General features: G+C 71.3%; 11 protein-coding genes. 10 read left to right on the top strand and 1 reads right to left on the bottom strand.

Annotated features, from left to right (window positions below; all coding sequences use genetic code 11):
* Positions 1-9 precede the first annotated feature (9 nt).
* The 4 genes from AB0D49_RS09795 (at position 10) to nusB (ending at position 3,268) form a co-directional block, all read left to right on the top strand.
* Positions 10-828, top strand: coding sequence for an AAA family ATPase (locus AB0D49_RS09795; RefSeq protein ID WP_362753641.1), 819 nt, complete (start codon positions 10-12; stop codon positions 826-828).
* A gap of 281 nt (positions 829-1,109) precedes the next feature.
* Positions 1,110-2,216: an aminopeptidase P family protein gene (locus tag AB0D49_RS09790; protein ID WP_362753638.1), complete on the top strand. Its 1,107-nt coding sequence runs from the start codon at positions 1,110-1,112 to the stop codon at positions 2,214-2,216.
* Positions 2,217-2,264: 48 nt separating this feature from the next.
* Positions 2,265-2,831: an elongation factor P gene (gene efp / locus AB0D49_RS09785; RefSeq protein ID WP_362753635.1), complete on the top strand. Its 567-nt coding sequence runs from the start codon at positions 2,265-2,267 to the stop codon at positions 2,829-2,831.
* A 2-nt stretch (positions 2,832-2,833) separates the two neighbouring features.
* Positions 2,834-3,268 (top strand): transcription antitermination factor NusB, encoded by a 435-nt coding sequence (gene nusB, locus AB0D49_RS09780; RefSeq protein WP_362753632.1) that lies wholly within the window; start codon positions 2,834-2,836, stop codon positions 3,266-3,268.
* A gap of 585 nt (positions 3,269-3,853) precedes the next feature.
* On the opposite strand, the gene bldD is transcribed toward nusB, so the two are convergent.
* Positions 3,854-4,357: a transcriptional regulator BldD gene (bldD, locus tag AB0D49_RS09775; RefSeq protein ID WP_355733130.1), complete on the bottom strand. Its 504-nt coding sequence runs from the start codon at positions 4,355-4,357 to the stop codon at positions 3,854-3,856.
* Between the two features lie 299 nt (positions 4,358-4,656).
* Between bldD and pyrR the strand changes: the two genes are divergently transcribed.
* The 6 genes from pyrR (at position 4,657) to carB (ending at position 12,750) form a co-directional block, all read left to right on the top strand.
* A complete protein-coding gene (pyrR, locus tag AB0D49_RS09770; protein ID WP_362753627.1) occupies positions 4,657-5,304 on the top strand; it encodes a bifunctional pyr operon transcriptional regulator/uracil phosphoribosyltransferase PyrR in 648 nt (215 codons plus the stop codon).
* Positions 5,305-5,408: 104 nt separating this feature from the next.
* The gene (locus AB0D49_RS09765) at positions 5,409-6,422 is read left to right on the top strand and encodes an aspartate carbamoyltransferase catalytic subunit (RefSeq protein ID WP_362753624.1); all 1,014 of its coding nucleotides are present in this window, start codon (positions 5,409-5,411) and stop codon (positions 6,420-6,422) included.
* Between the two features lie 5 nt (positions 6,423-6,427).
* The gene (locus AB0D49_RS09760; RefSeq protein ID WP_362753621.1) at positions 6,428-7,714 is read left to right on the top strand and encodes a dihydroorotase; all 1,287 of its coding nucleotides are present in this window, start codon (positions 6,428-6,430) and stop codon (positions 7,712-7,714) included.
* Entirely contained in the window at positions 7,711-8,295 is a 585-nt protein-coding gene (locus AB0D49_RS09755; protein ID WP_362753618.1) for a hypothetical protein, read from the top strand. The genes AB0D49_RS09760 and AB0D49_RS09755 overlap by 4 nt, the downstream gene beginning before the upstream one ends.
* The gene (gene carA, locus AB0D49_RS09750; RefSeq protein ID WP_362753614.1) at positions 8,292-9,449 is read left to right on the top strand and encodes a glutamine-hydrolyzing carbamoyl-phosphate synthase small subunit; all 1,158 of its coding nucleotides are present in this window, start codon (positions 8,292-8,294) and stop codon (positions 9,447-9,449) included. Before AB0D49_RS09755 ends, carA begins: the two co-directional genes overlap by 4 nt.
* A complete protein-coding gene (carB, locus tag AB0D49_RS09745) occupies positions 9,442-12,750 on the top strand; it encodes a carbamoyl-phosphate synthase large subunit (RefSeq protein WP_362753610.1) in 3,309 nt (1,102 codons plus the stop codon). The genes carA and carB overlap by 8 nt, the downstream gene beginning before the upstream one ends.
* The last annotated feature ends 26 nt before the right edge of the window (positions 12,751-12,776 follow it).

Raw genomic sequence — 12,776 nt, 5'->3', positions numbered from 1 at the left:
TGGCACCGGATGCAGCACGCAGGGGGGTCCCCGCTGCCGCCCCACCGGCCGGGACAGACCCCGTCGCCCGCCTGGTCACCCACCGACCACCAGCACCACCCGGCTCCACCGCCGCACCCCGCGCCCGGCTACCCCGGCGCGCCGATGCCGCCCACCCCGCACCACCCCCCGCAGAACCCGGAGACCACCGGCCAGGTGACCCTGCCGCCCGGCGCCCCGTTCTCCGCCCCCGCCCCGCCGCCCGCCATGACGGCCGCCCCCGACGCCGCCGCGACCACCCTCGCCGTGCTGCTGATCGGCCCCGCGGGCGCCGGGAAGACCAGCGTCGCCAAGTACTGGGCCGACCACCGCCGGGTCCCCACCGCCCACATCAGCCTGGACGACGTCCGCGAATGGGTCCGCTCGGGCTTCGCCGACCCCCAGTCCGGCTGGAACGACCACTCCGAGGCCCAGTACCGCCTGGCCCGCCGCACCTGCGGCTTCGCCGCGCGCAACTTCCTGGCCAACGGGATCTCCTGCATCCTCGACGACGCCGTCTTCCCCGACCGCCCGGTCGTCGGCCTCGGCGGCTGGAAACGCCATGTCGGCCCCGGCCTCCTCCCGGTCGTCCTGCTCCCCGGCCTGGAGATCGTCCTGGAGCGCAACGCCCAGCGCTCCGGCAACCGCCGCCTCGGCGACGAGGAGGTGGCCCGCATCCACGGCCGTATGGCCGGCTGGTACGGCTCGGGCCTCCCGATCATCGACAACTCCCACCTGGACGTCCCCGGCACGGCCCACGTCCTCAACGAAACCCTGACCAGATCAATAACCAGCCCCCCGAACTGGTAGCGGTCTCCACAAACGCCGGACGCCTGGGACGCCGGGTAGGGGCGCTGGGGGTACCCCCTCTGGGGGAGGAACTGCGCGCCCAGCCACCGACTACCCGCACCCGCCACCGCATGCCACCCGCAGGGGGCACTGCTAGATATCGGGGCGGCGCCCAACGCCGAGAAGGGGCGCGGGGAACTGCGCGCTCGACCACACACCACCCGCACTCACCCACCCAGACCAGCCCCCCCATCGGCGCACCCCAACCGGCACAAACCCGACAACCCCCCTACGCTCGACACATGTCAGAGGTGTACGCGACCCGCCGCGCCAGACTGAGGGCCCACAGCACAGCCAGCGGCAGCGCCACCGCGCTGGTCACCCGCCCCCCCAACGTCCGCTACCTCGCAGGCGCCGCCCCCCACGGCGCCGCCCTTCTGCTCGGCGGCCCCGAGGACGTGCTGATCTGCGCCACCCCGCCCGACGAGCAGTCCGGCGACGGCCGCCCCGACGACACCCTGCGCCTGCACCTCCTGGACGGCCCCACCGGCGACCCCGCCGTCGCCGCCGCCGGTCTCGCCGCCGCACAGGGCGCCGACTCCCTCGCCGTCGAGGAGCACCACCTCACCGTCGCCCGGCACCGCGCCCTGCACTCCGTCGCCCCCTCCCTCCGGCTCACCGACATCGGCGGAGCCGTCGAGCAACTGCGGGTGATCAAGGACGAGGAGGAGATCTCCTGCCTCCGTATCGGCGCCGAGATCGCCGACCAGGCCCTCGGCGAACTGCTGGAGTCGATCCTCGTCGGCCGCACCGAACGCCATCTCGCCCTCGAACTCGAACGCCGGCTGGTCGACCACGGCGCCGACGGCCCCGCCTTCGACACCTCCGTCGCCACCGGCCCGCACGCCGGTCGCCGCGGCCACCGCCCGACCGACCGCCGCGTCGAGGAGGGCGACTTCCTCTCCGTCTGCCTCGGCGCCACCTACCGCGGCTACCGCTGCGAGATCGGCCGCACCTTCGTCATCGGCACCTCGCCCGCCGACTGGCAGATCGAGCTGTACGACCTGGTCTTCGCGGCCCAGCGCGCCGGACGCGAGTCCCTCGTGCCGGGCGCCGCCTACCGGGACGTGGACCGCGCGGCCCGGCACGTCCTGGACTCCGCGGGCTACGGCGCGGGCCTGCCCGCACTCACCGGACACGGCGTCGGACTCGAAATCGACGAGGACCCGCAGATCGCTCCGGCGGCCATGGGTAAACTGGACGCTTGCGTGCCGGTCACCGTCGAACCGGGGGTCCACCTCCCGGGCCGGGGCGGCGTCCGGATCGATGACACGCTCGTCGTCCGCCCCGAGGCGGACGGCGGCCCCGAGCTACTCACCATCACGACCAAGGAGCTGCTCGCGTTGTAGGCGCGTGCCCCGGGGTCGTCCACGTCAGTCCAGGAGATTGAAGCAACCGTGGCTTCCACGAACGACCTCAAGAACGGCATGGTGCTCAGGCTCGACGGCGGCCAGCTGTGGTCCGTAGTCGAGTTCCAGCACGTCAAGCCCGGCAAGGGCCCCGCTTTCGTGCGCACCAAGCTCAAGAACGTGCTGTCCGGCAAGGTGGTCGACAAGACCTTCAACGCCGGCGTCAAGGTCGAGACGGCCACTGTCGACAAGCGCGACATGCAGTTCTCCTACATGGACGGCGACTACTTCGTCTTCATGGACATGCAGACCTACGACCAGCTGCACATCGACCGCAAGACGGTCGCGGACGCCGCCAACTTCCTGATCGAGGGCTTCACGGCGACCGTGGCGCAGAACGAGGGCAATGTGCTCTTCGTGGAGCTGCCCGCCGCTGTCGAGCTGAACATCTCGGAGACCGAGCCGGGCGTCCAGGGCGACCGCTCCACCGGCGGCACCAAGCCCGCCACGCTGGAGACGGGCTACGAGATCCAGGTCCCGCTGTTCATCACCACCGGCGAGAAGATCAAGGTCGACACCCGCTCCGGCGACTACCTCGGCCGGGTGAACAGCTAACCGTGGCTGCCCGCAACACGGCCCGCAAGCGCGCCTTCCAGATCCTCTTCGAGGGCGACCAGCGCGGTGCCGATGTCCTGACGGTCCTCGCGGACTGGATCCGGCACTCCCGTACCGATCCCCGGCAGCCGCCGGTCAGCGAGTACACCATGGAGCTGGTCGAGGGCTACGCGGAGCACGCCCGGCGGATCGACGAGCTGATCGCGCAGTACGCCGTCGGCTGGACGCTGGACCGGATGCCGGTCGTGGACCGCAACATCCTGCGCCTGGGCGCGTACGAGCTGATCTGGGTCGACGCCACGCCGGACGCGGTGGTGCTGGACGAGATGGTGCAGCTGGCGAAGGAGTTCTCCACGGACGACTCGCCGGCCTTCGTGAACGGGCTGCTCGGCCGCTTCAAGGAGCTGAAGCCCTCGCTCCGCCGAGAAGGCGCGTAGCCACGATCCCCGGTGGAGCGCCGCCCCACCGGGGAGACACGGGGCGGACACCACGGGTCCCGCTGGCGGGCGGTGAGCCTTACTGGGGCCCGGGAAGCGCTACGGGGCTGCCGGGTCGGTGACGCCTCACGGGGCCACCAGGGCCGGTGAAGCCCGACCGGGCTACTCGGGTCCGTGAAGCCCTGCGGGGCTAGCGGGGTCTGTGTCGCCCCACGGGGCTACCGGAGACTGTGGTCCCGACGGGTCTACCGGAGCCCGTGATCCCGACGTGGCTACCGAGGCCCGTGAAGCCCGACGGGGCTGCTGGAGCCCGGAAGCCCCCGGGGCCGTACACGAGGTCCGTACGACCCCGCCGCCCCAGTCGGCCCGCCGCACGGCGCCCGGTGGCTCTCAGCCGCCCCAGCCGCCCTCAGCCGTCCCGTCCGCACCCTCCCGCCCCCTCCGTCCCCCGAGCCGCAGAAGGGCCCCCAGCGCACCGCTGGGGGCCCTTCTCGCGCCGCCCGTACGGGGGCGGCTTCCGCCCGTGAACATGGCGACGGCACGTTTCTGCTGGGCTGGCTGGGCGGGCCGGACCGGATGGCCCGGTCAGCTCTCCTCGACGTGCGAGACCGCCCGACGGGCGTCCGCGTCCAGCACGCCCCAGCTGATCAGCTGCTCGGTGAGGACCGAGGGGGACTGGTCGTAGATCACGGCGAGTGTGCGCAGGTCGTCCTGGCGGATCGAGAGCACCTTGCCGTTGTAGTCGCCGCGCTGGGACTGGATCGTCGCCGCGTAGCGCTGGAGGGGGCCCGCCTTCTCGGCGGGGACCGTGGCCAGCCGCTCCAGGTCGAGGACCAGCTTCGGCGGGGGCTCGGCGGCGCCGCCCGGGGTGGTGCCCGGCAGCAGCTCCTGGACCGGAACGCCGTAGAAATCCGCCAGCTCGGCGAGGCGCTGCACGGTCACCGCGCGGTCACCGCGCTCGTACGAACCGACCACCACGGCCTTCCAGCGGCCCTGGGACTTCTCCTCGACACCGTGGAGGGAAAGGCCCTGCTGGGTGCGGATGGCCCGGAGCTTGGCCCCGAGCTGTTTGGCGTATTCGCTGGACATATAGCTCCCCGGCACTGGGTCGACGCGGTCGGCTCGGGTGCCGGGCCGCGCGGCTGGTAACTCACTGTGAGGTTACGCAGCGTTACTCTGCTGCGTCAAGCCGAATGGGCCGCACCGACTCTTCCGTGGTAGTGGCAGCCGATTGCGCCAAACGGGTGATCCGGCGTCCGTCGTCAGGGTGATCCGGAGTGACTCAGGGGTGTGCCGGACCGTTCCGTACGGCCTGCTACGGTGGACGGCGCACATCCCGACGTCCTTTAAGGTCCGTCCCGTGAGGCGGAGAAGGAGGTCCGTTTCGTATGGACAGACACGACAGACACGACGGGCACGACGGTCATGACCCGCTCGCCGGGCAGGACCAGCACGACACACCGCCGGACGCTCCCGCGTCCGCCCCGCGGGCCGTGCTCGAAGGCCCGGACATCGCCCGGGTCCTGACCCGTATCGCCCATGAGATCGTCGAACGCGCCAAGGGCGCCGACGACGTGGTGCTCCTCGGCATCCCGACCCGCGGTGTCCATCTCGCCCGCAGGCTCGCCGCCAAGCTCGAAGAGATCACCGAGCGCAAGGTCCCCTGCGGTTCGCTGGACATCACCATGTACCGCGACGATCTGCGGATGCACCCCCCGCGCGCGCTGGCCCGCACCGAGATCCCCGGTGACGGACTCGACGGCCGGCTGGTCGTGCTGGTGGACGACGTGCTGTTCTCCGGCCGCACCATCCGCGCCGCCCTCGACGCCCTGAACGACATCGGGCGCCCCCGTGCCGTACAGCTCGCGGTGCTGGTCGACCGCGGTCACCGGGAACTGCCCATCCGCGCCGACTACGTCGGCAAGAACCTCCCCACGTCGTTGCGGGAGACGGTCAAGGTCCAGCTCGCCGAGGAGGACGGTCGCGACACCGTGCTGCTCGGCGTCCAGCAGGCCACCCCGGGCGAACGCCGGTAGCGGACGGCGGCGTACGGCACCTGGGACGGGTCGTACGTCTCCCTCCGGCGCGCCCGCGCCGCCCGAAATCTCCTGATACTGAACTGCCTTACGGAGCCTGAAAGATGCAGCGTCATCTCATCTCGGCCGCCGATCTGACCCGTGACGACGCCGTGCTGATCCTCGACACCGCCGAGGAGATGGCCCGGGTCGCGGACCGGCCGATCAAGAAGCTGCCGACCCTGCGGGGTCGGACCGTCGTCAATCTCTTCTTCGAGGACTCGACCCGCACCCGGATCTCGTTCGAGGCCGCGGAGAAGCGGCTGTCCGCCGATGTCATCAACTTCACCGCCAAGGGGTCGAGCGTCTCCAAGGGCGAGTCCCTCAAGGACACCGCCCAGACGCTGGAGGCGATGGGCACCGACGCCGTCGTCATCCGGCACGGCGCCTCGGGAGCCCCGTACCGGCTCGCGAACTCCGGGTGGATCGACGCGGCCGTGATCAACGCCGGGGACGGCACCCACCAGCACCCCACCCAGGCCCTGCTGGACGCCTTCACCATGCGGCGCCGGCTGGTCGGCCGGGACGCCGGGATCGGCCAGGACCTCGCCGGGCGGCGGATCACCGTCGTCGGCGACATCCTGCACAGCCGGGTCGCCCGTTCCAACGTCGATCTGCTGCACACCCTGGGCGCGCACGTCACGCTGGTCGCCCCGCCCACCCTGGTGCCGGTCGGTGTCGAGACCTGGCCCTGCGAGGTGTCCTACGACCTCGACGCCACGCTGCCCAAGTCCGACGCGGTGATGATGCTGCGGGTCCAGCGCGAGCGGATGAACGCCGCCTTCTTCCCGACCGAGCGCGAGTACTCGCGCCGCTACGGGCTGGACGGCGACCGTATGGCACGGATGCCCGAGCACGCCGTGGTGATGCACCCCGGTCCCATGGTCCGCGGTATGGAGATCACCGCCGAGGTCGCCGACTCGCCGCGCTGCACCGCCATCGAGCAGGTCGCAAACGGAGTGTCCATCCGGATGGCCGTCCTGTATCTGCTGCTCGGGGGCAACGAGCCCGCCGTCACCCCCGCCCCGCGCGCAGCGGAAAGCGCCCCCGCCACCGCCCCCGCCTTCGAGGAGAAGTAAGAGCCATGAGCAAGATCCTGATCCGTGGTGCGAAGGTGCTCGGCGGCGAGCCCCAGGACGTGCTGATCGACGGGCCGGTGATCGCCGCGGTGGGCACCGGGCTGTCGGCGGACGACGCGGAGGTCGTGGAGGCGGACGGCAAGGTGCTGCTGCCGGGCCTGGTCGATCTGCACACCCATCTGCGCGAGCCGGGCCGCGAGGACTCCGAGACCGTGCTCACCGGCACCCGCGCGGCGGCCTCCGGCGGCTTCACCGCCGTGTTCGCCATGGCCAACACCTTCCCGGTGGCCGACACCGCCGGTGTCGTCGAGCAGGTCTACCGGCTCGGCCAGGAGCACGGCTACTGCGACGTCCAGCCGATCGGCGCGGTCACCGTCGGCCTGGAGGGCAGGAAGCTCGCCGAACTGGGCGCCATGCACGAGTCGGCCGCCGGTGTCACGGTCTTCTCCGACGACGGCAAGTGCGTCCACGACGCCGTGATCATGCGCCGCGCCCTGGAGTACGTGAAGGCGTTCGGCGGGATCGTCGCCCAGCACGCCCAGGAGCCGCGGCTGACCGAGGGCGCCGAGATGAACGAGGGGACCGTCTCCGCGGAGCTGGGCCTCGGGGGCTGGCCCGCGGTGGCCGAAGAATCGATCATCGCCCGGGATGTCCTGCTCGCCGAGCACGTCGGCTCCCGCGTCCACATCTGCCATCTGTCCACCGCCGGGTCCGTGGAGATCGTCCGCTGGGCCAAGTCCCGCGGCATCGACGTGACCGCCGAGGTCACCCCGCACCATCTGCTGCTCACCGACGAGCTGGTGCGCACCTACGACCCGGTCTACAAGGTCAACCCGCCGCTGCGCACCGAGCGGGACGTCCACGCCCTGCGCGCGGCCCTCGCCGACGGCACCATCGACATCGTCGCCACCGACCACGCCCCGCACCCGCACGAGGACAAGGACTGCGAGTGGGCCGCCGCCGCCATGGGGATGGTGGGCCTGGAGACCGCGCTGTCAGTGGTGCAGGAGACCATGGTGGACACGGGCCTCATGGACTGGGCCGGCGTCGCCGACCGGATGTCCGCCAAGCCCGCGCAGATCGGACAGGCCACCGGACACGGCCGTCCCGTCTCGGCTGGTGAGCCCGCCAACCTCACCCTCGTCGACACGGAATACCGTGGCCGGGTGGACCCCGCGGGCTTCGCCTCGCGCAGCCGCAACACCCCCTACCAGGGGCGTGAGCTGCCGGGCCGTGTCACCCACACCTGGCTCCGGGGCAAGGCGACGCTCGTCGACGGGAAGCTCACGTGACCACTCTGCATGTACTCGCCGCGGACCTGCACACCCTGGCCGCCTCCGGCCAGAAGTCGGCCGAGGTGACCGACTGGGCCGCCCGGATCGGCTGGGTCGTCGGCCTGGGCCTGTTCGTCGCGCTGGTCTACTGGCTGATGCGCGAGGGCTGGAAGTGGCGCGGCACCCTCCAGGGCGACCTCCCGGAGCTGCCCACCGCGCCGGACGACCCCGGACCGGCGAGACTGACGATGACCGGCCGCTACCACGGCTCCACCACCGCCGGGCAGTGGCTCGACCGGATCGTCGCCCAGGGGCTCGGCTCCCGCAGTCGCGCCGAGCTGACCCTGACCGACGCGGGACTGGCCGTCGTCCGCACCGGCGCGCCGGACTTCTTCGTCCCGGCCGGGCAGCTGCGCGAGGCCCGGCTCGACAAGGGCATCGCGGGCAAGGTGCTCACCGAGGGCGGTCTGCTGATCGTCACCTGGGAGCACGGCGAGCGGCTGATCGACTCCGGGTTCCGCTCCGACACGGCGGCCGAGCACGGCGGGTGGGCCGACACGCTGAACACCATGATCAAGAAGACGGAAGGCGCACGATGACAACCTCCACCAGGGGAGCCGCCAGGGTTCCCGCCGTACTCGTCCTGGAGGACGGCCGGATCTTCCGCGGCCGTGCCTACGGGGCCGTGGGGGTGACCTTCGGCGAGGCCGTCTTCTCCACCGGCATGACCGGCTACCAGGAGACCCTCACCGACCCGTCGTACCACCGCCAGGTCGTCGTCATGACCGCCCCGCACGTCGGGAACACCGGGGTCAACGACGAGGACCCCGAGTCGCGCCGGATCTGGGTCTCCGGGTATGTGGTGCGCGACCCCGCGCGGGTGCCGTCCAACTGGCGGTCCCGCCGTTCCCTGGACGAGGAGCTGACCGCGCAGGGCGTCGTCGGGATCTCCGGCATCGACACCCGCGCCCTGACCCGGCATCTGCGTGAGCGCGGCGCCATGCGCGTCGGCATCTTCTCCGGCAACGCGCTGCCCGACGAGGGCACCATGCTCGCCGAGGTCCGCCAGGCCCCCGAGATGACCGGCGCCGACCTCTCCGCCGAGGTCGCCACCGAGCAGACGTACGTCGTCCCCGCGGTCGGCGAGAAGAAGTTCACGGTCGCCGCGATCGACCTCGGCATCAAGGGCATGACCCCGCAGCGGATGGCCGAGCGCGGTATCGAGGTCCATGTGCTGCCCGCCACGGCGAGCGTCGACGACGTGTACGCGGTCCGGCCCGACGGCGTGTTCTTCTCCAACGGACCCGGCGACCCGGCCACCGCCGACCACGCGGTCGCCGTCATGCGGGCCGTCCTGGAGCGCGGTACGCCACTGTTCGGCATCTGTTTCGGCAACCAGATCCTGGGCCGCGCCCTCGGCTTCGGCACCTACAAGCTGAAGTACGGCCACCGCGGCATCAACCAGCCGGTCCAGGACCGTACGACCGGCAAGGTCGAGGTCACCGCGCACAACCATGGCTTCGCCGTCGACGCCCCCCTCGACCGGATCTCCGAGACGCCCTACGGACGCGCCGAGGTCTCCCATGTCTGTCTCAACGACGACGTGGTGGAGGGCCTGAGGCTGCTCGACCGCCCAGCCTTCAGCGTCCAGTACCACCCCGAGGCGGCGGCCGGTCCGCACGACGCGGCCTATCTGTTCGACCGCTTCACCGCTTTGATGAACACCGCTTCGATGGAGGGCCAGCGTGCCTAAGCGCACCGATATCCAGTCCGTCCTGGTCATCGGCTCCGGCCCGATCGTCATCGGCCAGGCAGCCGAGTTCGACTACTCCGGCACCCAGGCGTGCCGCGTCCTGAAGGCCGAGGGCCTCCGGGTCGTCCTGGTCAACTCCAACCCGGCCACGATCATGACCGACCCGGAGATCGCCGACGCCACCTACGTCGAGCCGATCACCCCCGAGTTCGTCGAGAAGATCATCGCCAAGGAGCGGCCCGACGCCCTGCTGCCCACCCTGGGCGGCCAGACGGCCCTGAACACCGCCATCGCGCTGCATGACAACGGGGTCCTCACCAAGTACGGCGTCGAGCTGATCGGCGCGAACGTCGAGGCGATCCACAAGGGCGAGGACCGCGACCAGTTCAAGCTGGTCGTGGAGGCCGTCCGGGCCGCCATCGGACACGGCGAGTCCGCCCGCTCGGTGATCTGCCACTCCATGGACGACGTCCTCGCGGGCGTCGACACCCTCGGCGGCTACCCGGTCGTGGTCCGCCCGTCCTTCACCATGGGCGGCGCCGGCTCCGGCTTCGCCCACGACGAGGACGAACTGCGCCGGATCGCCGGCCAGGGCCTGACCCTCTCACCGACCACCGAGGTGCTCCTGGAGGAGTCCATCCTCGGCTGGAAGGAGTACGAGCTGGAGCTGATGCGCGACAAGCACGACAACGTCGTGGTCGTCTGCTCCATCGAGAACTTCGACCCCATGGGCGTGCACACCGGCGACTCCATCACCGTCGCCCCCGCCATGACCCTCACCGACCGCGAGTACCAGATCCTGCGGGACATCGGCATCGCCGTGATCCGCGAGGTCGGCGTCGACACCGGCGGCTGCAACATCCAGTTCGCGGTGGACCCCGAGGACGGCCGGGTCATCGTCATCGAGATGAACCCGCGCGTGTCGCGGTCCTCGGCGCTCGCCTCCAAGGCGACCGGCTTCCCCATCGCGAAGATCGCCGCGAAGCTCGCCGTCGGCTACACCCTGGACGAGATCCCCAACGACATCACGCAGGAGACCCCGGCCTCCTTCGAGCCCACCCTCGACTATGTCGTCGTCAAGGCCCCGCGCTTCGCGTTCGAGAAGTTCCCGAGCGCCGACGCCACCCTGACGACCACCATGAAGTCGGTCGGCGAGGCCATGGCCATCGGCCGCAACTTCACCGAGGCGTTCCAGAAGGCGCTGCGCTCGCTGGAGAAGAAGGGCAGCCAGTTCGCCTTCACCGGCCCGACCGGCGACAAGACCGCCCTGCTGGCCGAGTCCGTCAAGCCCACCGACGGCCGGATCAACACCGTCATGGCGGCCATCCGCGCGGGCGCCACGCCCGAGGAGGTCTTCGAGGCCACCCGGATCGACCCCTGGTTCGTCGACCAGCTCTTCCTGATCAAGGAGATCGCCGACGAACTCGCCGACGCGCCCGAGCTGACCGCCGACCTGCTCGCCGAGGCCAAGCGGCACGGCTTCTCCGACCAGCAGATCGGCGAGATCCGCGGGCTGCGCGAGGACGTGGTCCGCGAGGTCCGGCACGCGCTCGGTATCCGCCCGGTCTACAAGACGGTCGACACCTGCGCCGCCGAGTTCGCCGCGCGGACGCCGTACTTCTACTCCTCCTACGACGAGGAGACCGAGGTCGCGCCGCGCGAGAAGCCCGCCGTGATCATCCTCGGCTCCGGCCCCAACCGCATCGGCCAGGGCATCGAGTTCGACTACTCCTGCGTCCACGCCTCCTTCGCGCTCAGCGACGCCGGGTACGAGACGGTGATGGTCAACTGCAACCCGGAGACCGTCTCCACCGACTACGACACCTCCGACCGGCTCTACTTCGAGCCGCTCACCCTGGAGGACGTCCTGGAGATCGTCCACGCGGAGGCGCAGGCCGGGCCGATCGCGGGCGTGATCGTCCAGCTCGGCGGCCAGACCCCGCTGGGCCTGTCCCAGGCGCTCAAGGACAACGGCGTCCCGATCGTGGGCACCTCCCCGGAGGCGATCCACGCCGCCGAGGACCGCGGCGCCTTCGGCCGGGTCCTCGCCGAGGCCGGACTGCCCGCCCCCAAGCACGGCACGGCCACCACCTTCGCCGAGGCCAAGGCCATCGCCGACGAGATCGGCTACCCGGTCCTCGTCCGCCCCTCCTACGTACTCGGCGGACGCGGCATGGAGATCGTCTACGACGAGACCCGGCTGGAGTCCTACATCGCCGAGTCCACCGAGATCAGCCCCTCCCGGCCGGTCCTCGTGGACCGCTTCCTGGACGACGCCATCGAGATCGACGTCGACGCCCTCTACGACGGTGCGGAGCTGTACCTCGGCGGGGTCATGGAGCACATCGAGGAGGCCGGTATCCACTCCGGCGACTCCGCGTGCGCGCTGCCCCCGATCACCCTGGGCGGCTTCGACATCAAGCGGCTGCGCACCTCCACGGAGGCCATCGCCCGCGGCGTCGGCGTCCGGGGCCTGATCAACATCCAGTTCGCGATGGCCGGGGACATCCTCTACGTCCTGGAGGCCAACCCGCGCGCGTCCCGCACGGTCCCCTTCACCTCCAAGGCGACCGCCGTCCCGCTGGCCAAGGCCGCCGCCCGGATCTCGCTGGGCGCCACGATCGCGGAACTCCGCGCCGAGGGCCTGCTCCCGGCCGAGGGCGACGGCGGCGAGCTGCCGCTCGACGCGCCGATCTCGGTCAAGGAGGCCGTGATGCCGTGGTCCCGCTTCCGGGACATCCACGGCCGCGGTGTCGACACGGTCCTCGGCCCGGAGATGCGCTCCACCGGCGAGGTCATGGGCATCGACTCGGTCTTCGGCACGGCCTACGCCAAGTCCCAGGCCGGTGCCTATGGACCGCTGCCCACCAAGGGCCGCGCCTTCATCTCGGTCGCCAACCGCGACAAGCGCTCGATGATCTTCCCGGCCCGCGAGCTGGTCGCCCACGGCTTCGAGCTGCTGGCCACCTCCGGCACCGCCGAGGTCCTCAAGCGCAACGGGCTGAACGCCACGGTCGTGCGCAAGCAGTCCGAGGGCCCCGGACCCGACGGCGAGCGGACCATCGTCCAGCTCATCCACGACGGCGAGGTCGACCTCATCGTCAACACCCCGTACGGCACCGGCGGCCGGCTCGACGGCTACGAGATCCGCACCGCGGCCGTCGCCCGCTCGGTGCCCTGTCTCACCACCGTGCAGGCGCTCGCCGCCGCCGTCCAGGGCATCGACGCGCTCCACGGAGGCGGGGTCGGAGTCCGCTCCCTCCAGGAACACGCCGACCATCTGACCGCGGCCCGCGACTAGCAGCCCCGAGGGGGACACCGGACACG

Source organism: Streptomyces sp. NPDC048290 (assembly GCF_040652095.1).
In the GTDB taxonomy this organism is placed as follows: domain Bacteria; phylum Actinomycetota; class Actinomycetes; order Streptomycetales; family Streptomycetaceae; genus Streptomyces.
This window is presented reverse-complemented; position numbering and strand designations above follow the sequence as displayed.

What these genes read in the sequence shown, in the direction of transcription:
- AB0D49_RS09795 (WP_362753641.1), top strand. Translation starts at nt 10, where the DNA reads ATGCAGCACGCAGGGGGGTCCCCGCTGCCGCCCCACCGGCCGGGACAG.
- AB0D49_RS09790 (WP_362753638.1), top strand. Translation starts at nt 1,110, where the DNA reads ATGTCAGAGGTGTACGCGACCCGCCGCGCCAGACTGAGGGCCCACAGC.
- bldD (WP_355733130.1), bottom strand. Translation starts at nt 4,357, where the DNA reads ATGTCCAGCGAATACGCCAAACAGCTCGGGGCCAAGCTCCGGGCCATC.
- pyrR (WP_362753627.1), top strand. Translation starts at nt 4,657, where the DNA reads ATGGACAGACACGACAGACACGACGGGCACGACGGTCATGACCCGCTC.
- AB0D49_RS09765 (WP_362753624.1), top strand. Translation starts at nt 5,409, where the DNA reads ATGCAGCGTCATCTCATCTCGGCCGCCGATCTGACCCGTGACGACGCC.
- AB0D49_RS09760 (WP_362753621.1), top strand. Translation starts at nt 6,428, where the DNA reads ATGAGCAAGATCCTGATCCGTGGTGCGAAGGTGCTCGGCGGCGAGCCC.
- carA (WP_362753614.1), top strand. Translation starts at nt 8,292, where the DNA reads ATGACAACCTCCACCAGGGGAGCCGCCAGGGTTCCCGCCGTACTCGTC.